12 protein-coding genes are annotated in these 15,547 nt (G+C 65.5%); 1 reads left to right on the top strand and 11 read right to left on the bottom strand.

All coding sequences use genetic code 11. From position 1 onward, the window contains the following. Positions 1 to 128 precede the first annotated feature (128 nt). The gene (purU, locus tag AC1Z3W_RS13760; protein WP_057927531.1) at positions 129 to 1,016 is read left to right on the top strand and encodes a formyltetrahydrofolate deformylase; all 888 of its coding nucleotides are present in this window, start codon (positions 129 to 131) and stop codon (positions 1,014 to 1,016) included. A gap of 171 nt (positions 1,017 to 1,187) precedes the next feature. Here purU and AC1Z3W_RS13765 read toward each other — a convergent pair whose 3' ends face one another. From AC1Z3W_RS13765 to AC1Z3W_RS13815, 11 genes are all read right to left on the bottom strand, one after another. Further along, positions 1,188 to 2,843, bottom strand: coding sequence for a trimethylamine N-oxide permease (locus tag AC1Z3W_RS13765; RefSeq protein ID WP_057927532.1), 1,656 nt, complete (start codon positions 2,841 to 2,843; stop codon positions 1,188 to 1,190). Between the two features lie 180 nt (positions 2,844 to 3,023). Next, positions 3,024 to 3,887, bottom strand: a complete 864-nt coding sequence (locus AC1Z3W_RS13770) for a glycine betaine ABC transporter substrate-binding protein (RefSeq protein ID WP_057927533.1) — start codon at positions 3,885 to 3,887, stop codon at positions 3,024 to 3,026. 144 nt (positions 3,888 to 4,031) lie between these two features. After that, on the bottom strand, positions 4,032 to 5,183 hold the full coding sequence (locus AC1Z3W_RS13775; RefSeq protein WP_057927534.1) for an FAD-binding oxidoreductase: 1,152 nt from the start codon (positions 5,181 to 5,183) through the stop codon (positions 4,032 to 4,034). 29 nt (positions 5,184 to 5,212) lie between these two features. Next, a complete protein-coding gene (locus AC1Z3W_RS13780) occupies positions 5,213 to 6,454 on the bottom strand; it encodes an aromatic ring-hydroxylating oxygenase subunit alpha (RefSeq protein ID WP_057927535.1) in 1,242 nt (413 codons plus the stop codon). A gap of 52 nt (positions 6,455 to 6,506) precedes the next feature. Then, positions 6,507 to 7,292, bottom strand: coding sequence for an electron transfer flavoprotein subunit beta/FixA family protein (locus AC1Z3W_RS13785; RefSeq protein WP_057927536.1), 786 nt, complete (start codon positions 7,290 to 7,292; stop codon positions 6,507 to 6,509). Then, complete coding sequence (locus AC1Z3W_RS13790) at positions 7,289 to 8,458, bottom strand: electron transfer flavoprotein subunit alpha/FixB family protein (RefSeq protein WP_124833872.1); 1,170 nt, start codon at positions 8,456 to 8,458, stop codon at positions 7,289 to 7,291. The genes AC1Z3W_RS13785 and AC1Z3W_RS13790 overlap by 4 nt, the downstream gene beginning before the upstream one ends. Before the next feature lie 4 nt (positions 8,459 to 8,462). After that, positions 8,463 to 10,388: a (Fe-S)-binding protein gene (locus AC1Z3W_RS13795; RefSeq protein WP_124833871.1), complete on the bottom strand. Its 1,926-nt coding sequence runs from the start codon at positions 10,386 to 10,388 to the stop codon at positions 8,463 to 8,465. A 2-nt stretch (positions 10,389 to 10,390) separates the two neighbouring features. Next, complete coding sequence (locus AC1Z3W_RS13800; RefSeq protein WP_057927539.1) at positions 10,391 to 12,454, bottom strand: NADH:flavin oxidoreductase; 2,064 nt, start codon at positions 12,452 to 12,454, stop codon at positions 10,391 to 10,393. 74 nt (positions 12,455 to 12,528) lie between these two features. Then, positions 12,529 to 13,062, bottom strand: a complete 534-nt coding sequence (locus AC1Z3W_RS13805; RefSeq protein ID WP_057927540.1) for a DUF5943 domain-containing protein — start codon at positions 13,060 to 13,062, stop codon at positions 12,529 to 12,531. A 133-nt stretch (positions 13,063 to 13,195) separates the two neighbouring features. Beyond that, the gene (locus tag AC1Z3W_RS13810) at positions 13,196 to 14,167 is read right to left on the bottom strand and encodes a dipeptidase (RefSeq protein WP_124833870.1); all 972 of its coding nucleotides are present in this window, start codon (positions 14,165 to 14,167) and stop codon (positions 13,196 to 13,198) included. Between the two features lie 43 nt (positions 14,168 to 14,210). Beyond that, entirely contained in the window at positions 14,211 to 15,485 is a 1,275-nt protein-coding gene (locus AC1Z3W_RS13815) for a serine hydroxymethyltransferase (protein WP_057927542.1), read from the bottom strand. Positions 15,486 to 15,547: the final 62 nt, after the last annotated feature.

Genomic DNA, 15,547 nt, shown 5'->3' on the forward strand with positions numbered 1-15,547 from the left:
ACACGGCGGGTTGGTTCTATCCGCGCCCGAATCGTCCTGATTTACTTGAGTCTCCCGCTACCCGCGTTGGCGCGGCGCCCCGGCGCGCCGTCGTGCGGGTTTGCGCTCCATGACATCCGAGGAATCTCATGACCGCCGACTCACGCCCCGATCAATTCGTCCTGACGCTGTCGTGCCCGAGCGCGGCCGGCCAGGTCGCCGCTGTCGTCGGCTTTCTCGAGCGCCATCGCTGCTACGTCGATGCGCTGAACGTGTTCGACGACGATCTCAGCAACCACTTCTTCGTGCGCTGCGTATTTCATCCGACGGATGAAACGCTGCAGATCGACGCGCTGCGCCAGGAATTCGGGCCGATCGCGGCCGCGCTCGGCGGCGGCGGTGAAGGCGACACGCAGTGGGCGATCCACGACGTGAACGCGCGCCCGAAGGTGCTGATCATGGTGTCGAAGCTCGAGCACTGCCTCGCGGACCTGCTGTTCCGCTGGCGGATGGGCGAGCTCAAGATGGACATCGTCGGCATCGTGTCGAACCATCCCGATTTCGAGCCGCTCGCCGCGCAGCACGGGCTGCCGTTCCGCCATTTCCCGATCACGGCCGACACCAAGGCGCAGCAGGAAGCACAGTGGCTCGACTTCTTCGAGTCGAGCGGCGCCGAACTCGTGATCCTCGCGCGCTACATGCAGGTGCTGTCGCAGGAAACGAGCGCGAAGCTCGCGAACCGTGCGATCAACATCCATCACTCGTTCCTGCCCGGCTTCAAGGGCGCGAAGCCGTATCACCAGGCGCATGCGCGCGGTGTGAAGCTGATCGGCGCGACCGCGCACTTCGTGACCGACGATCTCGACGAAGGCCCGATCATCGAGCAGGTGGTCGAGCGTGTCGATCACGCGCTGCGTCCCGAGCAACTGCTCGCGGTGGGCCGCGACGTGGAATGCATCACGCTCGCGCGCGCGGTGAAGGCGTTCATCGAGCGGCGGGTGTTCCTGAACGGCGATCGCACGGTGGTATTTCCGTAAGCGCATCGCGCGCTTTCATCGCGTTCGTTCCGCGAGAAACAAACAAAAAAACCGACCGGCACCAGCCGGTCGGTTTTTTATCGCTTGCCGTTCGACGCGGTGCGCGACGGCCCCGGGTGCGGTGTCCGGTTTCATCGCGCGCGGCGCGCGGCGCGTGCCGCGGTCAGGCGCTTACTTCACCCACGCGAAGTAGTACGACAGCCAGATCGTGAGCCCGGCGCCGATCAGCGCCGCATACGGCATCAGGTTCAGCCACATCGCGCGCTTCGGCACTTCGAGTTCCATGTCGCGCTGCATCTGCGCCGGGAAACGGCCGCGATCCTGCCAGTAGTGGCGGAACAGGAACACCGGCACGATCAGCAGCATCGCGATCAGCCCGTTGCGCAGCGTGCCTTCGCCCTGCAGGTTCGCGCCCGCGCCGACATAGACGAGGTTCGCGTAGCCGCAGATCGATCCGGCGACGAGCAGCCAGGTCGGGCAGCGGAACGGCCGATCCCAGTTGCCGCGATCCATCCGGTGGATCCAGCCCGACTGAAGGTTCAGGAATACGAACAGCATGTAGCAGACGTTCGAGATCGACAGCACCGTCATGTAGTCCGACATCATCAGCAACACGAGGTTGAAGCCGAGATCGGTCCACATCGCGCGCGTGGGCGAACCGTGCTCGTTCACGTGCGACAGGTACTTCGGCAGCCAGCCGTCGACCGATGCCTGGTACAGCGTGCGCGACGAGCCCATCATCGACGTCATCACGATCAGCAGGATCGACAGCATCAGCATCACGATGACCGCATTCGCGACCCACGCGCCGCCGCCGACGATCTTCGCCATCGCGGCCGCGACGCCGGTGCCGTCGCCGATCGACGGATCGAGCATCGCCTGCGTGCCAAGCGCGCCCTGGAACGCCATCGGCACCAGCGTCATCACGACGAGACACAGCGCGCCCGACCAGAAGATCGCCTTCGCGGTGTCGCGGCGCGGATCGCGGAATTCGCGCGTGTAGCAGACGGCCGTCTCGAAGCCGTACGACGCCCAGCCGGCCATGAACATCGCGCCGAGCGCCATCGTGACGCCCTGCCCGTTCCACGAACCGAACATCGTGGCCGTGAGGTTGCCGTGCGCGTCGTGACCGAGCGGCAGCAGCGGGAGCAGGTTCGACATCGGCACGTCGCCGGTGATGAACGGCACGATGCCGACGATCAGGAGCGGCGTGAGCGATGCGATGCCGAGAATGCGCTGCGTGCGCGCAGCCTTCGACGCGCCGCTGTGCTGAAGCTTGAACGTGATGAGAAGCAGAATCGTCGCGATGATGAACGTCGCATTGATTCGCAGAGACAGACCGGGCTTGATGAACCCGAGATCCGCGATCTTGAGCTGCCAGTGCAGCACCGCCGCATCGGCGGGAAAGAGACTCGTGAGCGCATAGCTCGCCGCGAGGCCGCAGCCGAGCGCGAGCATCGGCGACCACGCGAGCCAGTTGCACCACACGGAAACCGGGGCAATCAGCTTAGTGTAACGGACCCAGCCGATCGCGCCATACACGGACGCGCCGCCCGATTTATGAGGAAACAGCCCCGATATTTCCGCATAAGTCGCGCTTTGAATCAGCCCCATCGTGATCGCGGCGATCCAGATCGCCCACGCGGGCTGGCCGATCGTCGCGCATACGCCGCCGATCGTGAACAGCACGCCTGCCGGCACGCCGCTCGTAACCCAGAATGCGTCTTTCCAAGTCAGGCCACGATGCAGCGTATGGCCTGTCGAATCATGTGAGATGGTTGCCCCAACATCACTGGTGCGGTTCGCACGCAGTCCTGCCTGACTCATCCAATGCCTCCTGTGATGACTCCGCACAAGCGTCGTAGTGTAACAACCTACGGGATTTCGTGCAGAATCAGTAAAAGAAAACCGGGATATGACCGCAGGAAATCACGATTGCTTCGGATTCCTGCGTGCCATTCCCGGCTTGTTTTTTATGATGATGCGAGCGGCGAATCGCCGCCGGTTTTATTGAATGCCTTCAGTCCACGAATTCACGCGGTCCGCATGCGCCGCAATCCATGCATCGGCAGCCGCTTCCGGCTTCGAGCCGTTCTGGATCGCGAGCATCACGCTGTCGATTTCACCCGGTTTCCACTGGAATTTCTTCAGGAACGCGACGACCGGCTTGGCCTTCGTTTCGAGCTGCGGATTCACGACGTTGTCGACGTGCTCAGCACCGCCGAAGACCTTCTTCGGATCCTCGAGGAAGCGCAGCTTCCACTTCGCGAACATCCAGTGCGGCGCCCAGCCCGTCACGATCACCGGCTTGCTCGCCCCGACGGAGCGCGCCAGCTCGACCGTCATCGCACTGCCCGAGCTCGGCATCAGCGTGTAGTTCAGGCCGTAGTTCTTGATGGCCTCGTCGGTCTTGCGCATCACGCCCGCGCCCGCGTCGATGCCGACGATCCGGCCGCCGAAGCTGCTCTTCTCGGCATTCAGATCCTCGATGCTCTTCGCCTTCACGTAGGCCGGCACGATCAGGCCGATCTTCGCATCGGGGAAATTGGCGCCGAGGTCGACGACCTTCGCCTTGTACTCGTCCCAGTACGAACCGTGCGTGACGGGCAGCCAGGCCGACAGCGTCGCGTCGAGATCGCCGCGCGCCACGCCCTGCCACATGATCCCGGCCGCGACCGGCACGAGCTGAACCTGGTAACCGAGCTTCTTCTCGATCACGCGGGCCGCGACGTTCGACGTCGCGACACTGTCGTCCCAGCCTTCGACGTAGCCGATCTTCAGTGTCGGCTTCGTATCGGCGAGCGCCGAGGCGCTCAGTGCCACCATCGCCGACAGTGCGCCGGTCCAAAACAGTTTTCCGAACAGCTTCATGGTCGATCTCCTTGATATGCGCACCGTGCGCGTTGCCTCTCTAGGTTCTTCAACCACAAATCCGCGGTATCGTTCTTTTCCGACGGATGCTTGTCCAGACGCGACGCGACGCGCAGCGCCCGGACAGCCGATGGCTGGCTTCTATTATTTGTCGATCACGAGATCCGAGAGCGGCTTGCTGCAGCACAGCAGCACCATCCCCTGATCGATTTCGCGCTGGCGGATGCCACCGTTGTGCTTCATCTCGACCTGCCCCGACACGAGCTTCACCTTGCAGGTGCCGCACATGCCCTGCGTACACGACGCCGGAAGCCGCACGCCCGACTGGCGTGCCGCGTCGAGCACATGCTGCTCGGAGCCGCACGAGATTTCGCGGTTGCTCTTCGCGAAGTTGACGGTGAACTGCGTCGTCTCCGCGCCGCCGTCGCCGTTCGTGGCGGGTGCAAGGTCGGCCGCCAGTTCGTCGCTCGCAGTCTGCGCGAGCGTTTCGAACGAGAAGCTCTCCTCGTGATACTGCTTGCGATCGAAACCGGCTTCGTCGAGCAGGTCGCGCACGGCCTTCATGTACGGCGCGGGGCCGCACGTGAAGATCTCGCGCTCCATGAAGTCCGGTGCGATCAGCTTCAAGAGCGGCAGCGTCAGGAAGCCCGTGACGCCCGGCCAGTTGGTGCGTGCCCCGACGCGCTCGACGACGAACGACGTGCGGAAGTTCGTATGGTTCGACGCGATCAGGTCGAGCTCGCGCGCGAAGATGATGTCGTCCGGCGTGCGTGCGCTGTGCACGAACAGGATGTCGCGATCCTCGGCGAGATCGTGATGCGCGCGGCTCATCGACATCAGCGGCGTGACGCCCGAGCCGGCCGACAGGAACAGGTACTTGCGCGCCGGATGACGCGCGCACGTGAATTCGCCGGCCGGGCCGAGCACGCGAACCGACGCGCCCGGCTGCAGGTTGTCGTGCAGCCAGTTCGACACCTTGCCGCCCGGCACGCGCTTGACCGTGATCGAGATCGTGTGCGGCCGCGCCGGCGACGACGAGATCGTGTAGCACCGGTTGATCGTCTCGCCTTCGATGTCGAGCTCGAGCGTGATGAACTGCCCGGGTTCGAACGAGAACGCACGGCCTTGCGGCGAACGGAAGAAGAAACTCTTCACGTCGTGGGTTTCCTGCCGAACGTGGCAGCACACCAGCGTTTCCTCGACGTCGCTCGTCCAGCGCTCCGGCAGCGCGCTCCAGAACGCCGGGTGTGTAACCCGGCTGTCCGCCGGCTCGAATTGGGCCGCATCTCGCATCATGTGTAACTCCGCTTGCTATCTACTGACGACTACGCGCCGGTTTTTTCGGCGAGCCGGCCGATGTACCAGGCCGAGAATTTTTCGACGAGACCTTCCGTGTACGGCGAATACGGACCCGGCTCGTACGCGCTGCTGGTCGCGCCGCGCTGCGAGAACTCGACGAGCGCGCGATCCTGATCGTTGGTCGCGTTCCACACGGCCGTCAGGTTCTTCACGTCGTAGTCGACGCCTTCCTTCGCATCCTTGTGCACGAGCCACTTGGTGCGCACGAGCGTCTTGCCGGCCGACAGCGGAATCACCGAGAACGTCACGATGTGATCGCTCATGAAGTGGTGCCACGAGTTCGGCTGCGTCCAGAACGACAGGCCACCGAGGTCGGCCTGGCCGAACTGGCCGAGCAGTTTCTTCGATGCGACCTTCGCGTCGAGCGTCTGCGATTCGCCGTGGCGGTCGAGCGGCAGGCGCTGCGTGCGGAAGCCCGTCACGTCGCTCAGCTTCTCGATTTCGGCGGACGGCAGGCCCATCTCGGCCCACTCCTTGCCGCGGCGCACGCAGGTTTCAGCGAACGCATCCATGCCTTCGGCGTTCGCGTCGGAGCGCTGGTAGCCGAAGCCGTATTCGTACAGCGAGATCGTCAGCTCCGGATGGTTCGCGACGCAGTGATAGCACTCGCGGTTGTTCTCCATCGTGAGCTTCCAGTTGCCTTCCTCGATGATGTCGATCTGCGCGGCGATCTTCGTGTTCGGCAGATCGTGCGGCAGCAGGTACGGCTCCATCTCGGCGCGCAGCTGCGCGAAATCGACCGGCGGCTCCTCGGCGAGGCAGATGAAGATCAAGCCTGCGAGGTTCTGCACGTGGACCGACTTCAGGCTGTGCTTGCAGCGGTCGAACTTCTCGCCCATGTGCTCGGCGAACATCAGCTGACCCGTCAGGTTGTAGGTCCAGCTGTGGTACGGGCACACGATGTTGCCGACCGAGCCCTTGTCTTCGTTGCACAGACGCGCGCCGCGGTGGCGGCACACGTTGTGGAACGCGCGGATTTCCATGTCATCGTCGCGCACGATCAGGATCGAGTCGCTGCCCAGTTCCACGGTCATGTAGTCGCCCGGCTCGGGAATGTCCGGTTCGACCGCGACCTGGATCCAGTGCTGGTGGAAAATCGCCTCCATGTCGAGGGCGAAGATTTCCTCGCTCGTATAGAACGGCGCCTCGAGGCTATGGCCTTCCTTGCGGCGCTCGATCAATGCACGAATGTCTGCCGATACTTTCATCGTTTGCTCCGGATTCCTTGCGTCCCAGTGTGGTTGCCGACAGGCATCAAAATCAGTAGTCGATGAGCTGATGCTCGCGCAAATACGCGAGGATCACTTGTGCTTTTTCGACTGAACTCCCTTCATTTACGACGTTGCCGCCGCGGCTTTCGGTCGTCGTCGCGGACAGCATCCGTGCATGCCCGGAACGCTTCTCCGCAGCGACCAGCTTTACGGGTTTACGCTCGATCGCGCCGACCTTCCATGCGGCCGCATCGGCATCCGCGCCGCTCGACGTGAGCGTCGGGCGGATCGCGCCGGCCCGCAGCCGTGCATACGCGTAGCGCGGCTCCACGTTGGCGAGCGGATGCACCGCGACGACCGCCGGCAGCGCCGCGTCGACGCGGCGCCGCAGCCCTTTCGGCAAGAATTGCCGGACCGCCGCGCGGCCGCCGTCGACCGTCACGTCGACTGCCGAGCCGACGAGCGGATAGCCAAGCGCCGCGGCGACGCGATACGGCAGCATCCCGGTGTCATACGCGCCTTCGGCACGGGTGCCGGTCAGCACGAGGTCGTACCCTTGGACGCGGGCGGCGAGTGCGTGTACGGCATCGTCGCCGGCGCGGCAGGCCAGCACCTCGACCTGCCGTGCACCGAGCGCGAGGTATTCAGCAAGTGCTTCATTGGCGGGGTCGCCCGCATGGATGACGTCGAGCTGCGCGCGATGCTTCTCCGCAAGCTGGCGGCCGGCTTCGAGCGCGGCCGCGTCGTTGCGGCTGTAGCGCGCCGTGCCGCTGACCGGGTGCCGGCCCACGGACACGAGCACCGCGATGCGTTGCAACTGGCGGGGGGCGTTCATACTGCGACTCCTTCGGTTTCACGGGTGCCGACCGCGGTCGACGATTGTCCGCGCGACGCGCGTGCGGCCTGCACCTGTTCGATCAGCGCGGCGATCGTCGCCTGCGCGTCGCCCACCACCGTCAGGTTCGCGCGCTTCGCGATCGGCGCGCTGCCGTCGAGGTTGACCGCGATCACGTGGCGGCAGTCCTTGATCCCCTGCAGATGCTGCACTGCGCCCGAGATGCCGAACGCGATATACACGCTCGCCTCGACCGTCTTGCCGGTCGCGCCCACCTGCTTGTCGCGCGTGAAGTGGCCGTTGTCGACCGCGACGCGGCTCGCGCCGATCGCCGCGCCGAATGCGCCGGCGAGCTGTTCGAACGCGCCGATGTCGGATACCCCGTTGCCGGCCGACACGATGAAGTCGGCTTCCTCAAGCGCAACCTGAGCCGCGTCGATTTCCTCGAGACCGAGGTCGCGGTACGGCTGCGCCGCGTCGACAGCCGGGCGGATGAAGTCGGCAGCGAGGCGATCTCCTGCGCCGACGAACGGCAGTTTCGCCTCTACCGCGTTCTGCGCGAGCAGGATCACGTCGGGCAAGCCGCGCGTCGCGAACGCACGGCCGGCGTGCGCATACGTGCCGACATGCTTCGCGTCGATCTCGACCACGTGGGTCGCGACGCTCGCGCCGGCGGCCGCCGCGTAACGCCGGCCGAGATCGCCGTCGCCGGTCGCGTTGTCGGGCACGAACACGTACTTCGGCGCGAGCGCCGCGGCACATGCCTGCAATGCTTGCAATTCGCTTTCGGGCGCAAACGCGCGACGGTCGAAGTCGGCCAGCTCGATCAGCTTGTCGACGCCGAGTTCGGCGGCGTCATCCTTCACTTCGCCGAACGCCAGCAGCGCGACTTCCGTCTGCGCGTCGGCCAGCACCGCGGCAGCGGCGATTGCCTGGCGCGAATGGTCGTCGAGCGCGCCGCGCTCGGTATGCGCCACCACCAGCATCACGTGCTTCGGGTCCTGCACCGCGCGGCGCGGCTTCGCGGCTGCGGCGCCATGACCGTGCGCGGACCACTGCGCGGCGTTCGCGTCGGCGCTGCCTTCCTCGCCGAGCGTGATGCGCTTCAGGCCCGCGGCCGTGATGATGAACGGCCGGCGCGGATCGATTCGTTTGATCGTGTTCATCGATTCACTCCAGCGAGGCGGCAACGAGTTCGGCCACGTCGAGCACGTCGGGGCGCGGGCCCACGACGCCTTCGAGCATCGCCGTGCAGTTCGGGCAACCGACCGCGACCACGTCCGCGCCGATGGCGCGCGCGTCGGCGATGCGGATGTCGGGAATACGCTGCTTGCCCGGGATGTCGGTCAGCGGCGCACCGCCGCCACCGCCGCAGCACCGGCCGCGCATGCCGTTGCGCTCCATCTCGACGACCTGGATGCCGATCGTCTTCAGCAGCTTGCGCGGCGATTCCGTCTCGCCGTTGTAGCGGCCGAGGTAGCACGGATCGTGATACGTGGTGCGCTTCTCGCGCAGCGCTTCGACGGCCTTCGGCGCGATCTTGCCGCTGTCGGCCAGCTCCGCGAGGTAGGTCGTGTGGTGCTTGACCGTCACGCGCAAACCGAGCGCGCGATATTCGTTGCGCAGGCTGTGCATCACGTGCGGGTCGGCCGTCACGATCTGCTTGTACGACAGCGAGTCGAGCGTGCCGATCAGGCGCTTCGCCATCTGCTGGAACGTCGCTTCGTCGCCGAGGCGGCGTGCGACGTCGCCGGTGTCGGTCTCGGTTCCGCCGAGCACCGCGTAGTCGACGCCGGCCTTGTTCAGCACCTTGACGAACGCACGCAGCGTGCGCTGGTAACGCATGTCGAACGCGCCTTCACCCGCGACGATCAGCACGTCGACCGGCTTGCCCGGCTGTGCGACCGGTGCGCTCAGGTCGACCGACCAGTCGTAGCGTGCAGCCGTGTCGTAGCCGCCCATCGTGCCGGTCTCGCGCAGGTTCGCGAGCACTTCCTGGCCCTTGCCCGGCACCGTGCCGTGCACCAGCGTGCGGTTGCGGCGCATGTCGACGATCGCATCGACGTGCTCGATCAGCATCGGGCACTCCTGCACGCAGGCGCGGCAGGTGGTGCACGACCACAGCGTCTGCTCCTCGATCAGGCCGGACACGATCGGGCCGTTCGGCTCGCCGCGATGCTGGCCGACCGCGAGGCCCGGCGTCGGGCTGCCGGCGTACGCGGCATCGGTGCCGCCCGCCATCCCGACGACGAGATCCTGAATCAGCTTCTTCGGATTCAGCGGCTGGCCCGATGCGAATGCGGGGCACGCGGCTTCGCACTTGCCGCACTGCACGCAGGCGTCGAAGCTCAGCAGCTGGTTCCAGCGAAATTCGACCGGCTTCGCGACGCCATACTCCTCGTGCTCGATATCCGGCAGCTTCAGCGCGGTCGGCGGCGTTGCCGTGCCGTTGCCCGTGAACGAATCACGGGTGGCCGCGAAACGCTCCTGGCGCGGGTGGAACGCGAGGTGCAGCAGGCCGGCGATCGCATGCTTCATCGGGCCGCCCTTCGCGGCACCGACCGTCATCGTGAATGCGCCGGCGCCGATCAGCAGCGCGCAGAGCACCGCGAACGCACCCGACATCGCGCCGGTCGGCACCACCATGAACAGCACGAGGCCGACCGCGAACGAACCGAGCATCCATGGCAGCGTATTCCACGGGCCGCGCGACAGGCGGGCGGGCACGTCCTTCGCCGCGCGACGACGCCACACGAACACCACGCCGACGAGCATCGCGAGCGCCGCGAGGAAGATCAGCTTGTCGAGCCACGGCGAGTAGATCGCGAGACCGTAGTTGACGAACACCAGTGCCAGTGCGGCGATCGCGCCGCCGGCAGTCGCGACGTGGGTCTTCGCGATGTACGGATCGCGGGCGACCACGTGGTGCAGGTCGACGAAGTAGCGCTTCGGGATCGCGAACAGGTTCGCGACACCGAACGAGCCGGGCGCCGTCGCGCGCCCGAGACGCCAGTAGGACGAGCGCTTCGCGACCGCGAACGCGAGCCCCGCCACCGACAGCCACAGCAGTGCGGTAATGAGGAAAGCCGGATTCATCTTTAGAAATCCTTGACGAGACGCAGCGAGTCGTAGATCGCACCGTGGACGTTGTGCATCGAGATGCAGTCGCCGACACGGAACAGCAGGAAGCGGCCGTTGCCCAGTTCTTCCGACAGGCACGGCTGCGGCTCGGCCGCGAACAGCGTGTGCGGATCGATCTGGCCGTGGTTCACCGACTCCGGCTTGAGCTTCCAGTACAGCTCGTCGTTCGGCGACGAACCGTTCTCGATCACCACCTGGTCGACCGCACGCTCTTCCAGTTCTTCGGTGTATTCGTTGCGCAGCACGGCGATCTTCTTGCCATCCTCCTCATACACGCGATCGAGCATGGTGTTGGGCGTCGGGATCACGCCGAGCGCATACAGGCGGCGATAGAAGATCGGGAACGTCGTGCCGCCGCAATCGTCGGCCACCTTCACGTCGGGCGTGACGACCTCGACCTTCGAGCCGCGGCTCGCCATGAAGTCGGCGACGCCCGCGCCCGCATGGGTGCTCACGCCGTCGAACAGCAGCACGTTCTGCTTCGGCTCGACCTTGCCGGTCAGGATGTCCCACGAGCTGACGGCGAGCCCTTCGGCCACGCCCCAGGCAGGCACCTGCCACGTGAAGCTCGACCCGCCCGTGGCGAGCACGACGATGTCCGGCTTCTCGGCCATGATCATCTTCTCGTCGGCGGCGACGCCGAGGCGGCGATCGACGCCGAGGCGCTTGGTTTCCATGTCGAACCAGCGGATGATCCCCGACATCTGCTCGCGCTGCGGCGCCTTCGCGGCGATCATCACCTGGCCGCCCACTTCGGCGTTCTTCTCGAACAGCACCACGTCGTGGCCGCGCAGCTTCGCGACACGCGCGGCCTCGAGCCCCGCGGGGCCCGCGCCGACCACCACCACCTTGCGCTTCGGGCCGCGCGACTTCTCGATGATGTGCGGCATCGTCGATTCACGCGACGTCGCCGCGTTCTGGATGCACAGCACGTCGAGGCCGTTGTACTGGCGGTCGATGCAGTAGTTCGCGCCGACGCACTGCTTGATTTCGTCTTCGCGGCCGTCGCGAATCTTGATCACCATGTGCGGATCGGCGATCTGCGCGCGCGTCATGCCGACCAGGTCGATCATGCCGTTCGCGAGCAGGCGTTCGGCCTGGCCCGCATCGCGGATGCTCTGCGCGTGCATCACGGGGATCTTCACGACTGACTTGATGCCGGCCGCGAGGTGCACGAACGGCTCCGGCGGCAGCGCCATCGGCGGCATGCAGTTGGCGATCGTGTTGTGCGTATCGCCGCCCGAGCCGACCACGCTCAGGTAGTCGATCAGGCCCGTCTCCGACATCGCCTGCGCGATTTCCTTCAGCGCTTCGTGATCAAGGCCGTCTTCGTGGAATTCGTCGCCGCACATCCGCAGGCCGACGCAGAAGTCCTTGCCGACCGCTTCGCGCACGGCCGTCAGCACTTCGATGCCGAAGCGCAGACGGTTCTCGAGGCTGCCGCCCCATTCGTCGGTGCGGTGGTTCGAACGCTGGCTCCAGAACTGGTCGATCAGGTGCTGGTGCGCGGCGGAGATTTCGATGCCATCCATGCCGGCTGCCTTCACGCGCTTCGCGGCGGCCGCGAAGTCGCCGATGATGCGGCGGATTTCCTCGATCTCGATGATCTTCGCGTTACCGCGGTGCACCGGCTCGCGCACGCCCGACGGCGACATCAGGTGCGGCCAGTGCTCGCCGTGGAACGACGAGCGGCGGCCCATGTGCGTCGCCTGGATCATGATCTTCGCGCCGTGCTTGTGCATCGTGTCGGCGAGACGCGTGAGCGGGTCGATGATCTTGTCGGTCGACAGGTTCACCGACTTCCACCAGCCCTGCGGGCTGTCGATCGACACGGGGCTCGACCCGCCGCAGATCGCGAGGCCGACGCCACCCTTCGCCTTCTCTTCGTAGTAGCGAATGTAGCGGTCGCCCGGCAGGCCGCCCGGCTCGGCATACACCTCCGCGTGCGCGGTGCTGACGATCCGGTTGCGCAGCGTCAGCTGGTTCAGCTGCATGGGTTTGAACAGATGGGGATAACGCATCGCAGGCGACCTCTGGCGTTCGAATGTCTCGTGTTGCGGGTGTTGTTGTGTTGCTGTGTCGTTACGTCAGCGCATCAGTGCGCGATCGGCGACACTTCGAAGATGCAGTGGTCGTGATGCTCGGCGGCACACTGCACTTCCTTCGATTGCGCGCGCGGCGCGTCCTTGCCTTCCGGCGTCGTGTCGTTGACCCAGTCCATCGCGCCGGCGAACCAGCCCGCGAACATGTAGCAGAGCTTGCCTTCCTTGCCCGGCTGCTGGAGCACGAACGACGAGTGGCGCAGCTCGATCTTCGCGCGGGCGCTGGCCGGATCGGCCTCGATGATCGAGAACAGGCCCCAGCCGCGTTGCGACAGGCGCTTCAGGTAGTGCTCGAACACGGCCATGCCGGTCAACCCGTGCAGCTTCGCTTCCTTGTCGCACCAGTGGTACGCCGATTTGTAGCCGGCCTTGTAGAGGATCTCGGCATACGCTTCGACGCCGAGCGCTTCTTCGACGGCGACGTGGTTGTTCGTGAAGAAGTGGCGCGGCACGTACAGCATCGGCAGCGCGTCGGTGGTCCAGACGCCGGTATCGGGATCGACGTTGATCGGCAGTTGCGGTTGCATCGTGGTGACTCCGTGAGGAAAATTGGCCGCGCGGTTCAGGCGCGACATCGTCCGCGTGCCCGCGCGGCTTGTGCAGGCACGTCCCGATTTTTCTAATGTTGAATCGCGGGTAGCGGTTCGGGCGGGCGGACGCTTACGCGCCCCACACGTCCTTGAACACGCGCACCCAGTTCTCGCCCATGATCTTGCGGATGCGCGACTCCTTCCAGCCGTGACGTTCCATCGCCGCGGTCAGGTTCGGGAAGTCGCCGATCGTGCGGATGCCGTCCGGGTTGATCACCTTGCCGAAGTTCGTCAGCTGGCGATAGCGGCCCTTGTCATGCGTCAGCATGTCGAAGAATTCCTTCGCGAAATCCTGCGTGAAGTCCGTGCCGATGCCGACCGCGTCTTCGCCGATCAGGTTCACGACGTAGTCGATCGCCTCGATGTAGTCATCGATGTTCGCCTCGATCCCGCGCTTCAGGAACGGCGCGAACATCGTCACGCCGACGAAGCCGCCGGCGTCGGCGATTTCCTTCAGCTGCACATCGCTCTTGTTGCGCGGATGTTCCTTCAGGCCCGACGGCAGGCAGTGCGAGTAGCACACCGGCTTCTTCGAGAACGCAATCGCTTCCGACGACGTGTTGCCACCCACATGCGACAGGTCGACCATGATGCCGACACGGTTCATCTCGGTGATCACTTCGCGGCCGAAGTCCGACAGCCCGCCGTCGCGTTCGTAGCAACCGGTGCCGACCAGGTTCTGCGTGTTGTAGCAAAGCTGCACGACGCGCACGCCCATGTCGGCGAACGCCTCGATGTAGCCGAGGTTGTCCTCGAACGCGTGCGCGTTCTGGAAGCCGAGGATGATCCCCGTCTTGCCTTCCTTCTTCGCGCGGAAGATGTCGTCCGTCGTGCGTACCAGCGTCAGCAGCTCGCCGTTGTCGCGGATCTTCTTCTTCATCACGCCGATGTTGTCGACGGTCTTGGTGAAGTTCTCCCACACCGATACCGTGCAGTTTGCGGCCGTGATGCCGCCCTTGCGCATGTCCTCGAATACCGGCTTCTCGAACTTCGAGATGTTCAGTCCGTCGATGATGATGCTGTCCTGATGCAGCGTGCTCATATCTGCCTCTCGCTCCAGTCTCTGCTTTTGTGGGGGTCGTCGATCAGTAAATCGGGAAGCGCTCGCAAAGCGCGAAAATCTCGCGGCGCACGCGCTGTTCGGTCGCGTGGTCGCCTTCCGGGTTCGCGCGCAGCGCGTCGAACACTTCGAGAATCAGGCGGCCGATCTCGCGGAACTCCGCGACGCCGAAGCCGCGCGTCGTGCCGGCCGGCGTGCCGAGGCGGATGCCCGACGTGACGGTCGGCTTCTCGGTGTCGAACGGAATGCCGTTCTTGTTGCAGGTGATGCCCGCACGCTCAAGCGCCTGTTCGACCGGCGCGCCCTTCAGGCCCTTCGGGCGCAGGTCGACCAGCAGCAGGTGGTTGTCGGTGCCGCCGGTGACGAGGTCCACGCCGCCCGCCTTCAGCACTTCGCCGAGCGCCTGCGCGTTCGCGAGCACGTTGTCGATGTAGGTCTTGAAGTCCGCGTGCAGCACTTCGCCGAACGCGACGGCCTTGCCGGCGATCACGTGCATCAGCGGGCCGCCCTGCAGGCCGGGGAACACGGCCGAGTTGATCTTCTTCGCGATCTCTTCGTCGTTGGTCAGCACGAAGCCGCCGCGCGGGCCGCGCAGCGTCTTGTGCGTGGTCGACGTGACGACATGCGCGTGCTCGACCGGGTTCGCATGGCGGCCGGCGGCGATCACGCCCGCGATGTGCGCCATGTCGACCATCAGCTTCGCGCCGACGCTGTCGGCGATCGCACGGAAGCGTGCGAAGTCCAGCGCGCGCGGGTAGGCGGAGAAGCCGGCGATGATCAGGCTCGGCTTGTGCTGGTGCGCGAGCTCTTCAACCTGGTCGTAGTCGATCCGCATCGTGTCGCGGTTCACGCCGTACTGCACCGCATTGAACCACTTGCCCGACAGCGCCGGCTTCGCGCCGTGCGTCAGGTGGCCGCCTGCGTCCAGCGACATGCCGAGCACCGTATCGCCCGGCTTCGCCAGCGCGAGCATCACCGAGCCGTTCGCCTGCGCGCCCGAGTGCGGCTGCACGTTCGCGTAGCCCGCGTTGAAGATCTGCTTCACGCGCTCGATCGCCAGCGCCTCGACCTCGTCCGCGAATTCGCAGCCGCCGTAGTAACGCTTGCCCGGATAGCCTTCCGCATACTTGTTGGTCAGCACCGAACCCTGCGCCTCCAGCACCGCGCGCGACACGATGTTTTCCGACGCGATCAGCTCGACCTGCGACTGCTGGCGCTCGAGTTCCTTCAGGATGGCGCTGCGCACCGGCGCGTCGCGCTCGGCAAGGGGCTGCGAGAAGAAAGGCTGGGTGTTCGACATAGTGCGTCCGTGACGAAGAATAAAGGGCATGAAACCGAAGCTCGAGGCCCGCCGTACCTGGG

This window comes from Burkholderia sp. 10_S31 (assembly GCF_056930375.1).

Coding starts and splice junctions, on each gene's coding strand:
- purU (WP_057927531.1), top strand. CDS start 129: ATGACCGCCGACTCACGCCCCGATCAATTCGTCCTGACGCTGTCGTGC.
- AC1Z3W_RS13765 (WP_057927532.1), bottom strand. CDS start 2,843: ATGAGTCAGGCAGGACTGCGTGCGAACCGCACCAGTGATGTTGGGGCA.
- AC1Z3W_RS13770 (WP_057927533.1), bottom strand. CDS start 3,887: ATGAAGCTGTTCGGAAAACTGTTTTGGACCGGCGCACTGTCGGCGATG.
- AC1Z3W_RS13775 (WP_057927534.1), bottom strand. CDS start 5,183: ATGATGCGAGATGCGGCCCAATTCGAGCCGGCGGACAGCCGGGTTACA.
- AC1Z3W_RS13780 (WP_057927535.1), bottom strand. CDS start 6,454: ATGAAAGTATCGGCAGACATTCGTGCATTGATCGAGCGCCGCAAGGAA.
- AC1Z3W_RS13785 (WP_057927536.1), bottom strand. CDS start 7,292: ATGAACGCCCCCCGCCAGTTGCAACGCATCGCGGTGCTCGTGTCCGTG.
- AC1Z3W_RS13790 (WP_124833872.1), bottom strand. CDS start 8,458: ATGAACACGATCAAACGAATCGATCCGCGCCGGCCGTTCATCATCACG.
- AC1Z3W_RS13795 (WP_124833871.1), bottom strand. CDS start 10,388: ATGAATCCGGCTTTCCTCATTACCGCACTGCTGTGGCTGTCGGTGGCG.
- AC1Z3W_RS13800 (WP_057927539.1), bottom strand. CDS start 12,454: ATGCGTTATCCCCATCTGTTCAAACCCATGCAGCTGAACCAGCTGACG.
- AC1Z3W_RS13805 (WP_057927540.1), bottom strand. CDS start 13,062: ATGCAACCGCAACTGCCGATCAACGTCGATCCCGATACCGGCGTCTGG.
- AC1Z3W_RS13810 (WP_124833870.1), bottom strand. CDS start 14,167: ATGAGCACGCTGCATCAGGACAGCATCATCATCGACGGACTGAACATC.
- AC1Z3W_RS13815 (WP_057927542.1), bottom strand. CDS start 15,485: ATGTCGAACACCCAGCCTTTCTTCTCGCAGCCCCTTGCCGAGCGCGAC.